This is a genomic window from Intrasporangium zincisolvens (assembly GCF_034724055.1).
Taxonomy (GTDB): Bacteria; Actinomycetota; Actinomycetes; order Actinomycetales; family Dermatophilaceae; genus Monashia; species Monashia zincisolvens.
The window spans coordinates 176,181-191,984 of sequence record NZ_JAWIIL010000006.1 but is presented as its reverse complement, the minus strand read 5'-3'; the positions used below and the strand labels follow the sequence as shown (position 1 = coordinate 191,984).

Below are 15,804 nucleotides of genomic sequence, written 5' to 3'. Positions count from 1 at the left end.
CCCCCGGCCCCCCCGCCACCGGCATGCCCGGAGCGTGTCAGGGCTGGTGTCAGGGCTGGTGTCAGGGCTGGTGTCAGGAGCGTTCGCAGACGAACACGGCGGTGCCAGGCAGCACCCGGCCCCGCAGCGGCGACCAGCCGCCCCACGGCTCGTCGTGGCCCTCGGGCCACTCCGGCTCGACGACGTCGAGCAGCCGCAGCCCGGCGGCGGCGATCTCGCGGACGCGGTCGCCGAGGGTGCGGTGGTGCTCGACGTACGTGGCCCGGCCCGACGCGTCCTGCTCGACGTACGGCGTCCGGTCGAAGTAGGACTGGGTGACCGTCAGGCCGCGAGCTCCGGGGTCGTCGGGGAAGGCCCAGCGCACGGGGTGCGTCGTGGAGAAGACGAACCGGCCGCCGGGGCGCAGCACGCGAGCGGCCTCGGCCATGACGACGTCGGAGTCGGCGACGAACGGGACCACCCCGTAGGCGGTGAAGACGACGTCGAACGACGCGTCGGCGAAGGGCAGCGAGCGACCGTCGCACTGGACGAACGGGACGTGGGTCGCGGCGTCGGGCGGGAGCCCGGCGTTGACGCGCAGGCCCGTGGCGACCATGCCGGCCGACAGGTCGCTCGCGACGACCCGGGCGCCGCGCCCGGCGAGCCAGCGCGAGCACTGGCCCGAGCCGGCGCCGATCTCGAGGACGTCGCGCCCGGCGGTGTCGCCGAGCAGGCCGGCGTCCTCCTCGCGCAGCCGCTCGGGACCCCAGACGAAGTCGGTGTCACCGAGGAAGGCGCCGTGCTCGGCGTGGTAGCCGGGCGCCTCGGCGTCCCACCACGTGCGGTTGGCCGTCGCGGTCTCGCGCGCGGCGGCCGCACGGCGGGTCGCCTCGGTGGGCACCTGGATGGGTACGGGCGTCGGGGTGTTCTCAGGTGTGCTCACGGCGTCCGTCCCGCCTTTTGACCGGATGCTGACAGCGCCGATAGGATTGCTCGGCGCACACGACTGTGTGCGCTCAATGTTGAACCTGTCCACACGACGTCGGGGCACCGGGCCACGGGCTCGCCGCCACGAGGTCTCCAACGTAACTGTCCACAATCGGAGTTCCTACTACATGACTGCCAACACGGTCGAGAAGACCGCTCCTGAGGTCGCGATCAACGACATCGGTTCTCAGGAAGACATCCTTGCGGCGATCGACGCCACCATCAAGGACTTCAACGACGGCGACATCGTCGAGGGTCGCATCGTCAAGGTCGACCGGGACGAGGTCCTGCTCGACATCGGCTACAAGACCGAGGGTGTCATCCCCTCGCGCGAGCTGAGCATCAAGCACGACGTCGACCCGGGCGAGATCGTCCAGGTCGGTGACGAGGTCGAGGCCCTCGTCCTCCAGAAGGAGGACAAGGAAGGTCGTCTGATCCTGTCCAAGAAGCGCGCCCAGTACGAGCGCGCCTGGGGCACGATCGAGAAGATCAAGGAGGAGGACGGCGTCGTCACCGGCACCGTCATCGAGGTCGTCAAGGGTGGTCTCATCCTCGACATCGGCCTGCGCGGCTTCCTGCCCGCCTCCCTCGTCGAGATGCGCCGTGTCCGCGACCTCCAGCCGTACGTCGGCAAGGAGATCGAGGCCAAGATCATCGAGCTCGACAAGAACCGCAACAACGTGGTCCTGTCGCGCCGCGCGTGGCTCGAGCAGACGCAGTCCGAGGTGCGCACGACGTTCCTCAAGGAGCTCCAGAAGGGCCAGGTCCGTCAGGGCGTCGTGTCCTCCATCGTCAACTTCGGTGCGTTCGTGGACCTCGGCGGCGTCGACGGTCTCGTCCACGTCTCCGAGCTGTCGTGGAAGCACATCGACCACCCGTCCGAGGTCGTCGAGGTCGGCAACGAGGTCACCGTCGAGGTGCTCGACGTCGACATGGACCGCGAGCGTGTCTCCCTGTCGCTCAAGGCGACGCAGGAGGACCCGTGGCAGCACTTCGCCCGGACCCACGCCATCGGCCAGGTCGTCCCGGGCAAGGTCACCAAGCTCGTCCCGTTCGGTGCGTTCGTGCGCGTCGAGGACGGCATCGAGGGCCTCGTGCACATCTCCGAGCTGGCCGAGCGCCACGTGGAGCTGCCGGAGCAGGTCGTCAACGTCGGTGACGAGATCTTCGTCAAGGTCATCGACATCGACCTCGAGCGTCGTCGCATCTCGCTGTCGCTCAAGCAGGCCAACGACCAGGCCGTCGCGGCGTCGGAGTTCGACCCGACCCTCTACGGCATGGCCGCCGAGTACGACGAGCAGGGCAACTACAAGTACCCCGAGGGCTTCGACCCGGAGACGAACGAGTGGCTCGAGGGCTTCGACGCCCAGCGCGAGAAGTGGGAGCGTCAGTACGCCGACGCCCACGCTCGCTGGGAGGCCCACAAGGCCCAGGTCGACGCCGCGACGAAGGCCGACGCCGAGGCTGCGTCCAGCCCGAGCACCTCGACGTCCTACTCGTCCGCGACGGGCGACCAGGGCGGCGACGAGCAGCGCAACGCGCCGGCTCCCGCCGAGGGCACCCTCGCCTCCGACGAGGCGCTCGCGGCTCTCCGTGAGAAGCTGACGGGCAACTGAGCTGACGCTCTGACGCTCTGACGTCGACAGGGCCCCGGACCATCTGGTCCGGGGCCCTGTCGCGTCTCCGGGGACCGGGGGAGTGGTGCCAGGGCGGGCGCCCCGTCTCAGGATTCAAGAAGTCCTCGGCCAATATCCGATGCGCTGAGTAGGAATTATGCCCTTCGCTCGAGGTGGCACGGAGCGCCGAATGTGGCTGCGCGCCAAGGGAACTCGATGAAGGGTCGAGAGTGGTGGCGATGCGCCGCCGGGGGCGGCAGGGGTGGTTCGGGAGGTTTGCGCACCGGGTGGGCCGTCCGTAGTGTCGGTGGCAGGTCAAGAGCTCCAGTGCCAAGCCCCGGCTCGCTGGACAGCAACCCTCCTCCGCGGCGGGGTGCTCCGGGTGAGGACCTGGCCGGCGCCCGACGGGCTCCGGCAAGCGCGGACTCGAGGATCGGGTCCCGGACCCGAGGAGCAGTCATGGCACGGACGACCACCCCGGTGGCCCGTCGTCACGTCGACCTGCTCCGGGTGTCCAGCGCGCTCTGTCGCCGGTGACCCACCGCCCCCGCCGCGTCGGTTGACGACGCCCGGGCGGTGCGCGTCCGGCCGCACGGTGATCCCGTGGGCCCGACGCGGCCGACGCAGACCACCGACCACGCCACCCGTCCCGCACGGGTGCCCCCGCGTCCCCAGGAGAACCCCGTGACCTCCGTGTCCACCGCCTCCGTCCCGCGGACCGCCTCGCCGGCGGCTCCGACACCACCACGAGCGACGCCGTCACCGAGCGCCGTTCCCGACGCCCAGGACGCCCAGGACGCCCACGACGCCCACGACGCCCACGACGCCCACGATGCCGGGACCGGCCTGACCGTCGTCCCGCGGCGCACCCCGTGGACCTGGGTCGGCGTCGCCGCCGTGCTCGTCCTCGTCGCGATGTTCGTCAACGGCTTGGCCACCAACCCGGGCTGGGAGTGGCCGACCTTCGCCGCCTACTTCGCGAGCGAGACCATCGTGCGCGCCCTCGGCACGACGATCCAGCTCACCGTCCTCGGCACCGTGACGGGCTTCGCCCTCGGCGTCGTGCTGGCCGCGATGCGCTTGTCGCACAACGGGTTCCTGCGCTCGGTCGCGTGGACCTACATCTGGGCGTTCCGCTCGATCCCACTCATCGTCCAGCTGCTCTTCTGGTTCAACATCGCCTACCTGTACCAGACGATCTCCTTCGGCCTGCCCTTCGGGCCCTCGTTCGGCAGCGTCTCGACGAACGACCTCTTCGGTGCCCTCGGTGCGGCCGTCCTCGGCCTGGCCCTGCACCAGGCCGCGTACGCCGCGGAGATCATCCGGGGCGGCATCCTGTCGGTCGACGAGGGCCAGCGCGAGGCCGCGGCCGCCCTCGGCATCCCGCGAACGCGACAGTTAACCCGGATCGTCCTGCCGCAGGCGATGCGCTCGATCCTGCCCAACGCCGCCAACGAGGTCATCAGCCTCTTCAAGGGGACCTCGATCGTCTCGGTGCTCGCGATCCCGGAGCTCTTCTACCAGGTGCAGGTCATCTACGGCCGCAACTCCCGGGTCGTGCCGCTGCTGCTCGTGGCGACGGTCTGGTACATCGTCCTGACCACGCTGCTGTCGGTGGGCCAGTACTACGTGGAGCGGTACTTCGCCAAGGGCAGCTCGCGAGCCCTGCCCCCGACGCCGCTGCAGCGCCTGCGGTCGCGGCTCGCCGGCGTCGGCGTCCGGACCACCGACGCCCAGGGGGAGGCCCGATGAGCATCCCCACCGCGACGGCACCACCGGTCGTCGACCTCCGCGACGTCACCAAGTCCTTCGGTGGGCACGTCGTCCTCGACGGCATCGACCTGCGGCTCGAGGAAGGGACCGTCACGGTCGTGCTCGGCCCCTCGGGTTCGGGCAAGTCGACGCTCCTGCGCACCATCAACCACCTCGAGAAGGTGGACCGGGGCCAGGTCCGCGTCAAGGGCGCCCTCATCGGCTACCGCCAGTCGGGTGACCGGATCCACGAGCTGTCGGAACGGGAGATCCTGCGCCAGCGCAGCCGGATCGGGTTCGTCTTCCAGCAGTTCAACCTCTTCGGCCACCTGACCGTCCTCGAGAACGTCGTCGAGGCGCCGGTGTCGGCCCAGGGCCGCCGCCGCTCCGAGGTCGAGGAGGAGGCTCGTCGGCTGCTGGCACGCGTCGGCCTCGCCGACAGGGCCGCCGCCTACCCTCGGCAGCTCTCCGGGGGCCAGCAGCAGCGCGTCGCGATCGCCCGGGCGCTGGCCCTGCACCCCGACGTCATCCTCTTCGACGAGCCGACCTCGGCTCTCGACCCCGAGCTCGTCGGAGAGGTGCTCGAGGTCATCAAGGAGCTGGCGCGCGACGGGGCGACGCTGGTCGTCGTGACGCACGAGGTCGGGTTCGCCCGCGAGGTCGCCGACACCGTCGTCTTCCTCGACGGTGGTCGCCTCGTCGAGCAGGGCCCGCCGGACCAGGTGCTCGACGCCCCACGCCACGAGCGGACCCGCGCCTTCCTCGAGCGCGTCCTCTGACTCCTGCCGCCGCGGCGGCACCCCCACCCCTCACCCCCCTCACGCCACGACTCGCACCGCACCGGTGCCGAGAGGAGCTCCACCATGCCCAGCACCCAGAACCCGACCGCCATCACCCCGGCCTCGCGCCTGCGGCTCACCGTTGCCGGCCTGGCCGCCGTCGCGGCCCTGACCGTCAGCGCCTGCTCCGGACCCGCCGAGGCGAGCTCCGGCACCGCGGCGGCCGCCCGCCCCGGCGCGTCGGCGGCCGGCGTCAACACCTCGCCCGACCAGAAGCGCATCACCGCGGCCAAGGACGAGAAGGCGGCCGCCCTGCTGCCGAAGGCGATCCGCGACCGCGGCACGATCACGGCCGCCAACGCCGGTGCCGGCGGCGGCACCCCGCCGCTCGTCTTCACGGCCGACGACGACAAGACCGTCATCGGCGTCGAGGTGGACCTCGCCCACCTCTTCGCCGACAAGCTCGGCCTGACGGTCGAGACACCGGCCACGAGCTGGGAGAACGTCTTCCTCGGCATCGACTCCGGCCGGTACGACGTCGCGCTCACCAACGTCACCGTCACCGAGGAGCGCAAGGAGAAGTACGACTTCGCCACCTACCGCAAGGACGACCTCGCCTTCGAGGCGCCCAAGGGCGGCACGTGGAAGGTCAACAGCGGCAAGGACATCGCCGGCAAGACCATCGCCGTCGGGTCGGGGACCAACCAGGAGAAGATCCTGCTCGACTGGAACAAGGCGAACGTCGAGGCCGGCCTCGCGCCCGCGAACGTCAAGTACTTCCAGTCGCAGACCGACTACTACCTGGCCCTCGCCTCGCACCGCATCGACGCGTACTTCGGCCCCAACCCGAGCGTCGCCTACCACGGCGCGACCGGCGGCCAGACCGAGGCGATCGGGCACTTCTCCGGCGCCGGGGAGTCGCTCCAGGGCCTCATCGCCGTCCTGACGAAGAAGGGCTCCGGGCTCGCAGCGCCGTACGCGGCGGCCATCAACTCGGCGATCGCCGACGGCAGCTACGCGAAGGTCCTGGCCCGCTGGAACCTCTCGAGCGAGGCCGTGGCCAGGTCCGAGGTCAACCCGCCCGGCCTGCCGAAGACCAGCTGACCCGAGGACCACCGACCCAGGAGACGAACTCCCATGAGCACCAACCCGACCCATCCGGCGGCACGGCGCCGCTCCCTCGTCGTCGCTGCTGCCCTGCTGACGAGCGCGGCGTCGCTCGCCGCGTGTGCCGACCCGGTCGCCACCGGCGCCACGCACGTCGACCCCAAGGACCTCGGCGACTCCAAGGTCCTGCCCGTGGCCTTCGACACGTCGGCGAGCCAGAAACGCCCCGCCGGCACGCTGCACCCCGAGATCGCCGCGGAGCTGCCCGCCGACCTCCGCGCGAGCGGACAGCTCGTCATCGGGAGCGGCGGCGCGGGTGGCGGCATCCCGCCGCTCAACTTCACCGCCGACGACAACCGGACCCCGATCGGGGTCGAGATCGACGTGGCCCACCTCGTGGCCGACGTGCTCGGCCTCAAGGCGGACATCCGCACGACGAGCTGGGAGAACCTCTTCATCGGCATCGACTCCGGCAAGTACGAGGCCGCGATCTCCAACGTCGGCGTCTCCGAGGAACGCAAGGACAAGTACGACTTCGCCACCTACCGCCTCGGCCTCCACGCGTTCGAGGCGAAGAAGGGCTCGGGCCTGACGGTCCGGGGGCCGGCCGACGTCTCCGGCAAGAGGGTGGCCGTCGGCTCCGGCACGCTGCAGGAGGCGATCCTGCTGCGCTGGAACGGGGAGAACGCCAAGGCGGGCCGGGCCCCGGCCGAGCTCGTCTACTACCCGGGCACGACCGAGTACTACCTCGCGCTCGACTCCGGGCGCATCGACCTGTACCTCGGGCCGAACCCGACCGCGACCTACCACGTCGTGACGGCCGGCAAGACGCAGATCGTCGGCACCGTGTCGTCGAGCTACCCGATCCCGGGCAAGGTCGGCGTCCTGACGAAGAAGGGCAGCGGACTGGCCAAGCCCGTCTCGGACGCGATCAACGCCGCGATCGCCGACGGCAGCTACGCCAAGGTCCTCGAGCGCTGGGGCCTCACGGCCGAGGCCGTCCCGACGTCCGAGGTCAATCCCCCCGGGCTGCCCAGGCCCACCTCCACCACGTCCACGAAGTGAGGCACCGCCATGGCATCGATCGTCACTCTGTCCGGTAGCCCATCGGCGCCCTCGCGCACCGAGGCGGTCCTCGGCCATGTCGAGCGTCGCCTGCAGGTACGCGGCCACGACGTGACCCGCGTCGTCGTCCGCGACCTGCCCGCCGGCGCCCTCCTGCACGCCGACGCCACGCACCCCGAGGTCGCGGCCGTCGTCGCGGCGATCGCCGCGGCCGACGGTGTCGTCGTCACGACGCCCGTCTACAAGGCGGCCTACACCGGTCTGCTCAAGGCGCTGCTCGACCTGCTGCCGCAGTACGCCCTGCGCGGCAAGACGGTGCTGCCCGTCGCGACCGGCGGCAGCCCGGCCCACGTGCTGGCCGTCGACTACGCCCTCCGACCGGTGCTCGTCTCGCTCGGGGCCGAGCACGTCACGCAGGGCTGGTTCGTCCTGGCCGGCGACGTGCACGTCTACCCCTCCGACGGCGGGGTCCTGCTGTCCGAGGGGTCGGGGCGGGCGCTGCACCAGGTCACCGAGTCGTTCCTCGCGCAGCTCGCCCGGTCGCGGCCGCACCTGAGCCCGGCCCCGGCCGCCGGACCCGACGACGACGTCGTCCTGCGCGTCTCGCCCCGCGACGACGTCGCGGCGCCCCTGCTCGAGGACCTCGTCGTCGAGTACGGCACGCGCTACGGACGGACGACGGCCGAGACCCAGCTGACCGAGGTGCCCGTCGACGACTTCGAGTCGCCCGACGGCGCGTTCCTCGTCGTGGTGCGCGACGGCCAGACCATCGCCGGCGGAGCGATCCGGCGCTACGACGCCGAGACAGCCGAGGTGAAGCGGGTGTGGACCAACGCCCAGTTCCGGCGGCAGGGCCTGGCCCGACGCGTCCTGTCCGAGCTCGAAGGGGCGGCGGCGTCGTTGGGGTACAGGCGGATCCACCTGACGACCGGACCGCGCCAACCCGAGGCGCGGGCGCTCTACCTCGCGGCCGGATACGTGCCGGCGTTCGACACGTCGGTCGACCCCGAGGCCGTCGGCCCGCACGCCTTCGACAAGGAGCTGCCGACCTCCGGCGTCGCGGCCCCTGCGCCGTGGGCCGCCGGCCGGGCCCCCGAGCAGCCCGCCGGACGCGTCGACGCGTGGGGTGCGGCGTGACCCGGACGCTCGCCTTCGTCGGGGCGGGTCCGCGCGCGCTCGGCATCCTCGAGCGTGTCGCGGCCAACCTGCCCCTGACGCAGGAGCACCTCGAGGTGCACGTCATCGACCCGTACCCGCCGGGAGGCGGCCGCATCTGGCGCACCGAGCAGTCACCGCTGCTCTGGATGAACTCCGAGGCGCAGGACGTCACGGTCTTCACCGACGCCTCGGTGACGTGCGATGGGCCGGTCGACCCCGGTCCGTCCCTCGCCGACTGGTCGGGCGCACGGCCCGGGGGCAGGGGCCCGGGCCGGCGCGACTTCGCGCCGCGCGTCGTCCAGGCCGAGTACCTCGCCTGGGTGTGGGAGCGAACCCGGGCGCGGCTCGGCGACCGGGCGACGGTCCGCGTCCACCCGACGCGGGCCGTCGCCCTCCACGACGACGGCCACCGCCAGCGCCTCACCCTCGGCGACGGGGGGACGCTGACCGTCGACCTCGTCGTCCTCGCCCAGGGCTACCTCGAGCAGGCGCCCGCCGCCGACGAGCGGGCCCTGCTCGACGCGGCCCGCGAGCACGGCCTGACCTACGTGCCGCCCGGGCACACCGCCGACCTCGACCTGACGTCGCTGCGCCCCGGCGAGCCGGTGGTCGTGCGCGGCATGGGGCTCGCGTTCGTCGACCTCGCCGTGCTGCTCGCGGAGGGGAGGGGCGGCCGGTTCACCGGCAGCGGGACCGGGCCGGCCGACCTCACCTACCACCCGAGCGGGCACGAGCCGGTGCTCCACGTCGGCTCGCGGCGCGGCGTGCCCTACCACGCGAAGCTCGGCTACGAGGTGCGCCGGCCGACCGACGGGCCGGCGCCCCTGCGGCACCTGACCCGCGAGCGGGTCGCGGCGCTCGCCGGTGGAGGACTGCTCGACTACCGCACGCAGGTGTGGCCGCTCGTCGTCCTCGAGCTCGCCGTCGCCCACTACCGGCGACTGTTCGAGGCCCACCCGGAGCGCACCCGCGGGTCCTTCGAGGCGCTCGAGCGCGCGCTCGTGGCCGCCGACGTCACGACCGGCGAGCTCGTGCGGGCCGCCGAGGCGCACGTCGCACCGGACGACCTCTTCGACGTCGACGCCATCGACCGGCCGCTGCACCACGGCCCGGCGGGCGCCGTCTCAGGCCTGGATCGCGCGGACCTCGACCGACGGGTGGCGGCCCACGTCGCCGCCGACCTCGAGCGTCGTGCCGACCCCGGTCGCTCGAGCGACCGTGCCGTGTTCGACGCCCTCCTGGCCGTGTATGGCGTCGTCATCGAGCTCGTCGCGGCCGGGCGCCTCGGCGACGAGGACCGCGTGCGGCACGTCGACGGCGAGCTGCACGGCTTCTTCTCGTTCCTCGCGAGCGGACCGCCGCCGCGCCGCCTCGCCGAGCTGCTCGCGCTGCACCGGGCCGGTGTCGTGCGCTTCCTCGGCCCCGACGTGAGGCTCACCGTCGAGGACGGGGCGTTCGTCGGGCGGTCGGACGTCCGGACCGTGCGGGCACGGGCCGCCGTGGACGCCCGCCTGCCCCGCACCGACGGGAGCCTCGTCACCGACGCGCTCGTCGCGACGCTCGTCGACGCCGGTGAGCTGTCGGCCACGTCGGCGACCACAGCCGGCGGCCGCCCGATCGGCGGCGGACGCCTCGTCGCCGACGGACGTGCCCGCGCGGTCCGGGCCGACGGCACGGCGCACCCGCACCGCTTCCTGCTCGGCCCGTCGGTCTCGGGTTCCGCCGGCGCGGGCGGGTTCTCCCGGCCGGGTTTCAACGGCCCCGCGTTCCGCCAGAACGACGCCGTGGCGCGCGAGCTGCTCACCGTCCCGCTACCCGCACGCCGGGCCGCCCCCACAGCCACCCTGACGCACCACCCCCGCGCCGTGCCCACCGCGCACGAGCGACCCACCGAGAAGGAGTATCGCCATGTCAGTTGAGTTCCTCGGCATCGCCGCCACGAACGACGGGACCGAGACGACCGCCCGTAGCGGCGGCGCCCTCGACCTCGCCTACACGACCCGCCTCGCCCGCGCCCACGAGGACAACGGCTGGGACCGCATCCTCTTCGCCTACCACTCCGGATCGCCCGACCCGGCCCAGGTCGCCGCGCACGTCGCCGCGACAACCGAACGGCTCAACCTCGTCGTGGCGCACCGGCCGAACACGGCCTACCCGACGCTGACCGCCAAGACGTTCGCCACCCTCGACCACATCAGCGGTGGACGCTTCGAGGTGCACGTCATCACCGGTGGCAGCACCGCGGACCAGGCCGCCGAGGGCGACCACCTGCCCAAGGACGCGCGCTACGACCGCACCCGCGAGTTCATCCAGGTGCTCAAGCAGGCGTGGACGAGCGACGAGCCGTTCGACTTCGCGGGCGAGCACTACCGGTTCGAGAGCTTCCTCGCCGACATCAAGCCGCTCCAGCAGCCCCGGCCGCGCATCTCCTTCGGTGGCTCGAGCCCCGCGGCCTACCGGGTCGGTGCGGAGGAGGCCGACGTGTTCGCCCTCTGGGGCGAGCCGCTCGCCGGCACGGCCGAGCAGGTCGAGACGATCCGTGCCGCCGCCTCCGCGGCGGGTCGGCCGACGCCGACGATCCAGGTGGCCTTCCGGCCCATCATCGCCGCGACCGAAGAGCTGGCCTGGGAGAAGGCGGAGCGGACGCTCGGGGCCATCCAGACCCGCACCGCGCAGGGCGCGTCCACGCGAGGACGACTGCGCCGCAACGGTTCCCATCCCGAGAACGCGGGCTCCCAGCGCCTGCTGGCCGCCGCTGCCGGAGGGGAGCGTCACGACCGGGCGCTGTGGACCGCCACGGCCGCGGCGACGGGCGGGGGTGGCAACAGCACCGCCCTCGTCGGCACCCCCGAGACGATCGCTGCCGCGCTGCTCGACTACTACGACCTCGGCGTCCGGATCTTCTCGGCCCGCGGGTACCACCTCTACGACGACGCCGTGGACTTCGGCCGCCACGTCATCCCGCTCGTCCGCGACGAGGTCGCCCGTCGCGAGGCCGCGGCCGCTCGTGAGGCCGTCGCATGAGTGCGGCACCCGCCACCGGATCCGTTGCGGTGCAGAGAGACTCGTCGTCGCACCTGGCGACCCACCCGGCCGCCCGCCAGGCGTGGGAGGCCTGGCGCGCCTCGCGCGACGCCGAGCTGTCGGCCGAGCACGGCTGGTTGTCGCTGACCGGCTTCTCGTGGCTGCCGACCGCCCCGGCCGCGCTGCCCGGCCTGCCCGGGCGCTGGTGGGCCGACGGCGCAGGGGCGCACGTCGAGGTCGCCCGGACCGGGTCCGCGGCCGCGGGCGTCGACGATCCCACACTCACCGCCCTCGACGCGCCGCCCGAGGGTGCCGACGTCGCGGAGGCGGGCTCGGTGTCCTGGCTGCGGCACGGGGAACGCGTCGTCGAGCTGCTGCGCCGCGGCGGCCGGCTCGCCGTGCGCACCCGTGACCCCGGCGCGCACACGCGTCGACGCTTCACCGGCGTCCCGGCCTGGCCGCACGACCCCGCATGGGTGCGACGCGGTCGGTTCACACCCGCAGACGTCGAGACCGACGTCACCGTCGCGACGGCCCGGCCCGACCTGCTCCAGCAGGCCCGGATCGTCGGGACGGTCGAGGTCGAGCTCGGCGGTGCATGGCACGCCCTCGCGGCGACCCGCTCCGGTGACGGCCTCGGCCTGCTCTTCCACGACCTGACCAACGACGCCGACTCTGCCGCCTGGCGGACGGTCCGGACCAGCGCCCCTGCGCCTGACGGCACCCTCGAGGTCGACCTCAACCGCACCGTCAACCTGCCGTTCGCCTTCACGGAGTTCGGCACGTGCCCGGCGCCGGTCGACGGCAACCGCCTGCCCGTCGCCGTGACCGCCGGGGAGAAGCGCCCGGCATGATGTTCTCCACGGACAGGCTCCTCGATGCGGAGGGAGTGTTCACCACGACGTCGAAAGCCTGACGCGCCAAAGCCGCATTCGGTGCCCTCGGGTGGCTAGGTTGACGGGGTGCAGTCACAGGGGACCGAGACACCGACTCAACCGCGCACTGCTGCGGGCCCGCCGGCACCCGTCGGGCCCGCGCCGCGGCGCTCCAGCGGGAAAGCCTGGGAGTGGACGCTCGCCGCGCTCCTGCTCCTGCCCAACCTCGTCCTGCTCATCGTCTTCACCTACCGGCCGCTGCTCGACAACATCCGGCTGTCCTTCACCGACTGGAACATCAGCTCGCCGATCGCCAACCCCGTCGGGTTCGCCAACTACACCGAGTGGTTCGGTCGCGACGACACGCGGATCATCCTGCGCAACACCCTGGTGTTCACCATCGCGACGGTCGGCATCTCCATGGCGGTCGGCCTCGGCCTGGCACTGCTGCTCGACCAGAAGCTCAAGGGCCGCAACCTCGTTCGCTCGGTGGTCTTCGCCCCCTTCGTCATCTCGGGGGCCGCGATCGGCATCGCGTTCCAGTTCGTCTTCGACCCGCGCTTCGGGCTCGTCAACGACCTGCTCACGCGCGTCGGCCTCAGCTCGCCGGACTTCTACCAGGAGCCCGGCTGGGCCCTGTTCATGGTGACCTTCACCTACATCTGGAAGAACCTCGGGTACACCTTCGTCATCTACCTCGCCGCGTTGCAGGGTCGGCGCGCCGACCTCGACGAGGCGGCCGAGATCGACGGAGCCTCGGCCTGGACGCGGTTCCGTCGCGTCCTCATGCCGCAGCTGCGACCGACGACCTTCTTCCTGTCGATCACCGTGCTGCTCAGCTCGGTCCAGGTGTTCGACATCATCAACGTCATGACGCGCGGCGGCCCCCAGGGCAACGGCACCACGACGCTCGTCTACCAAGTGTACCAGGAGACCTTCGTCAACCAGCGGGCCGGCTACGGCGCCACCGTCGCGACCATCATGTTCGTCATCCTCCTGGCGGTCACCGTCGTGCAGGTGCGCTTCATGGACAGGGGACAGAAGTCATGAGTGCACCCACCATCGTCGGTACCGCCGACGACGACGCCGCTCCGCGTGAGCTCACCCGCGGCCGGCGTCGCCGGGACGGCCACGGCGTCGAGGCCTCGGCCCACCACCGCGGCCCGCTCCTGACGGTGCTCGGCTACGTCGGCATGGTCCTCGTCGTCCTCGTCATCGCCGTGCCGCTGTTCTGGATCCTCATCACCTCGTTCAAGGAGCGCGGCGACATCTACGTACGCCCGGCGCAGTGGTGGCCCGACCCGGCGACCGGCGCCAACTACCACGAGCTGACCACGCGCATCCCGTTCTTCGACTACGTGCGCAACTCGGTGATCATCACGTCGGCGACGTCCGTGGCCAAGATCGTCCTCGGCGTCATCAGCGCGTACGCGCTGTCGCTGCTGCGCTTCCCGGGGCGCGGCATCGTGTTCCTCGTCGTCATCGCGGCCCTCATGGTGCCCAACCAGATCACCGTCATCAGCAACTACGCGCTCGTCGCGCAGATCGGCTGGCGAAACACCTTCCAGGGCATCATCATCCCGCTGGCCGGTGTCGCCTTCGGCACGTTCCTCATGCGCAACCAGTTCCTCAGCCTGCCCGGCGAGATCATCGAGGCCGCCCGCCTCGACGGTGCGGGGCCGATGAAGCTGCTGTGGCGCGTCGTCATGCCGATGTCGTGGCCCACCCTCGTGGCCTTCTCGCTCATCACCGTCGTCAACGAGTGGAACGAGTACCTCTGGCCGTTCCTCATGTCCGACGACGAGAGCACGGCGCCCCTGCCCGTCGGCCTGACGTTCCTGCAGAACAACGACGGCGTCACGAACTGGGGCCCGGTCATGGCCGGCACGGTCCTCGCGATGCTGCCGATCCTCGTCCTGTTCCTCTTCCTCCAGCGGCAGATGATCAAGGGCCTCACCGCCGGCGCGGTCAAGAGCTGACCCCCGCACGCCTCAGACCATCCGGAACACCCTCCTACGCAAGCGATCTCATCACCACAGGGAAGGCAACACACGACATGAACGAGTTCTCACGCCGCGGCTTCCTCGGCCTCGCCGGGGCCGCCGGCATCGCCGGCCTCAGCGCCTGCGCCGGTACCGGCACGGCTCCGAACAGCGGCGGCAACGGCGGCGGCTCGAGCAACACCATCGAGTTCTGGAGCAACCACCCGGGCAACAGCAAGCCGGTCGAGCAGCAGATCATCGCCGCGTTCGAGAAGGCGAACCCCGGCCTCAAGGTCAAGCTCGTCGACGCCGGCAAGAACTACGAGGAGGTCGCGCAGAAGTTCAACGCCTCCCTCGCCGGTGGCCAGCTGCCCGACGTCGTCGTCGTCTCCGACGTCACGTGGTTCAACTTTGCCCTCAACAAGCAGTTGGCCGCCCTCGACGACCTCCTGTCGGCGGCCAAGGCGGACACGTCCGACTACGTCGACGCGCTGTACAACGACTACAACCTCGACGACAAGCACTTCGCGCTGCCGTACTCGCGGTCCACGCCGCTCTTCTACTACAACAAGGACCTCTGGAAGGCGGCCGGTCTCGAGGACCGCGGCCCGAAGGACTGGGACGAGTTCCTCACGTGGGCACCGAAGCTCAAGGCCGCGGCCGGCTCGGACAAGATCGTCATGGAGCTGCCCGACGGCTCGAACTACCTCGACTGGGTCTTCCAGAACATGGTCTGGGGCTACGGCGGGGCGTACTCCAAGGAGTGGACGCCGACCTCCTCCGACCCGAACACGGTCAAGGCGGGCCAGTACCTGCAGGACCTCGCCAAGAAGGGCTTCCTCAAGCTGTCCAAGGACCCGGCGCCCGACTTCACGGCCGGCATCGTCGCGTGCAGCATGATGTCTACCGGTTCGCTGGGCGGCGTCGCCAAGGACGCGAAGTTCTCGGTGGGCACGGCGTTCCTGCCCGGCGACGGCAACTGCCCGACCGGTGGCGCCGGCGTCGGCATCCCGGCGAGCATCTCCGACGACCGCAAGAAGAACGCCCTGACGTTCATCGAGTTCCTGACGAACGCGCAGAACACGGTGACCTTCACCCAGGCGACCGGTTACATGCCGGTGCGCAAGTCGGCCGTCGACCTGCCCGAGGAGAAGGCGTTCCTCGAGAAGAACCCGAACGCCAAGACGGCCATCGAGCAGCTGCCCAAGACCCGCTCGCAGGACAACGTCCGTGTGCTCCTGCCCGGCGGCGGCGCCCGCATCGGCAAGGGCCTGGACCAGATCGTCCAGGGCCAGGACGTCGCGACGGTCTTCAAGGGCCTCGACGCCGAGAGCCAGCAGGTCTTCGACAGCCAGATCAAGAGCAAGCTCGGCGCCTGACGCGTCGTGCCGGCGTCGCCGGACTGCTCACTGCGCGTGGGCGGTCCGGCGACCGGTAGCCACATCGCAGCCACATCGCAGCCCCGACCCGGACCACCCGA

At 71.6% G+C, this 15,804-nt stretch carries 14 protein-coding genes and 1 riboswitch; of the genes, 13 read left to right on the top strand and 1 reads right to left on the bottom strand.

Features of this window, described 5'->3' with window-relative positions; genetic code table 11:
- Nucleotides 1-73: 73 nt before the first annotated feature.
- Nucleotides 74-886, bottom strand: a complete 813-nt coding sequence (locus tag RY076_RS16875) for a class I SAM-dependent methyltransferase (RefSeq protein ID WP_323100199.1) — start codon at nt 884-886, stop codon at nt 74-76.
- A gap of 208 nt (nt 887-1,094) precedes the next feature.
- Between RY076_RS16875 and rpsA the strand changes: the two genes are divergently transcribed.
- The 13 genes from rpsA to RY076_RS16815 all read left to right on the top strand — a co-directional run bounded on the left by rpsA (nt 1,095) and on the right by RY076_RS16815 (nt 15,703).
- On the top strand, nt 1,095-2,582 hold the full coding sequence (gene rpsA, locus RY076_RS16870) for a 30S ribosomal protein S1 (protein WP_323100136.1): 1,488 nt from the start codon (nt 1,095-1,097) through the stop codon (nt 2,580-2,582).
- A gap of 313 nt (nt 2,583-2,895) precedes the next feature.
- A riboswitch (SAM riboswitch) is annotated at nt 2,896-3,009 on the top strand.
- Between the two features lie 32 nt (nt 3,010-3,041).
- On the top strand, nt 3,042-3,119 hold the full coding sequence (locus RY076_RS23680; protein ID WP_413785792.1) for a putative leader peptide: 78 nt from the start codon (nt 3,042-3,044) through the stop codon (nt 3,117-3,119).
- Between the two features lie 147 nt (nt 3,120-3,266).
- Complete coding sequence (locus tag RY076_RS16865; protein ID WP_323100135.1) at nt 3,267-4,334, top strand: amino acid ABC transporter permease; 1,068 nt, start codon at nt 3,267-3,269, stop codon at nt 4,332-4,334.
- Nucleotides 4,331-5,113 (top strand): amino acid ABC transporter ATP-binding protein, encoded by a 783-nt coding sequence (locus RY076_RS16860; RefSeq protein WP_323100134.1) that lies wholly within the window; start codon nt 4,331-4,333, stop codon nt 5,111-5,113. Before RY076_RS16865 ends, RY076_RS16860 begins: the two co-directional genes overlap by 4 nt.
- Nucleotides 5,114-5,197: 84 nt before the next feature.
- Complete coding sequence (locus tag RY076_RS16855; RefSeq protein ID WP_323100133.1) at nt 5,198-6,217, top strand: ABC transporter substrate-binding protein; 1,020 nt, start codon at nt 5,198-5,200, stop codon at nt 6,215-6,217.
- 33 nt (nt 6,218-6,250) lie between these two features.
- Nucleotides 6,251-7,285 (top strand): ABC transporter substrate-binding protein, encoded by a 1,035-nt coding sequence (locus RY076_RS16850; protein WP_323100132.1) that lies wholly within the window; start codon nt 6,251-6,253, stop codon nt 7,283-7,285.
- 9 nt (nt 7,286-7,294) lie between these two features.
- Nucleotides 7,295-8,422 (top strand): NADPH-dependent FMN reductase, encoded by a 1,128-nt coding sequence (ssuE, locus tag RY076_RS16845; RefSeq protein WP_323100131.1) that lies wholly within the window; start codon nt 7,295-7,297, stop codon nt 8,420-8,422.
- The gene (locus RY076_RS16840) at nt 8,419-10,362 is read left to right on the top strand and encodes an FAD/NAD(P)-binding protein (RefSeq protein ID WP_323100130.1); all 1,944 of its coding nucleotides are present in this window, start codon (nt 8,419-8,421) and stop codon (nt 10,360-10,362) included. The genes ssuE and RY076_RS16840 overlap by 4 nt, the downstream gene beginning before the upstream one ends.
- Nucleotides 10,352-11,467 carry an LLM class flavin-dependent oxidoreductase gene (locus RY076_RS16835; RefSeq protein ID WP_323100128.1) on the top strand — a complete coding sequence of 372 codons (1,116 nt, stop codon included), beginning with the start codon at nt 10,352-10,354 and terminating at the stop codon, nt 11,465-11,467. Before RY076_RS16840 ends, RY076_RS16835 begins: the two co-directional genes overlap by 11 nt.
- Entirely contained in the window at nt 11,464-12,321 is an 858-nt protein-coding gene (locus RY076_RS16830) for a DUF1684 domain-containing protein (protein WP_323100127.1), read from the top strand. Before RY076_RS16835 ends, RY076_RS16830 begins: the two co-directional genes overlap by 4 nt.
- A 108-nt stretch (nt 12,322-12,429) precedes the next feature.
- A complete protein-coding gene (locus RY076_RS16825; RefSeq protein ID WP_323100126.1) occupies nt 12,430-13,392 on the top strand; it encodes a carbohydrate ABC transporter permease in 963 nt (320 codons plus the stop codon).
- Nucleotides 13,389-14,321, top strand: a complete 933-nt coding sequence (locus tag RY076_RS16820; RefSeq protein WP_323100124.1) for a carbohydrate ABC transporter permease — start codon at nt 13,389-13,391, stop codon at nt 14,319-14,321. The genes RY076_RS16825 and RY076_RS16820 overlap by 4 nt, the downstream gene beginning before the upstream one ends.
- A 77-nt stretch (nt 14,322-14,398) precedes the next feature.
- Complete coding sequence (locus RY076_RS16815; protein ID WP_323100122.1) at nt 14,399-15,703, top strand: ABC transporter substrate-binding protein; 1,305 nt, start codon at nt 14,399-14,401, stop codon at nt 15,701-15,703.
- The last annotated feature ends 101 nt before the right edge of the window (nt 15,704-15,804 follow it).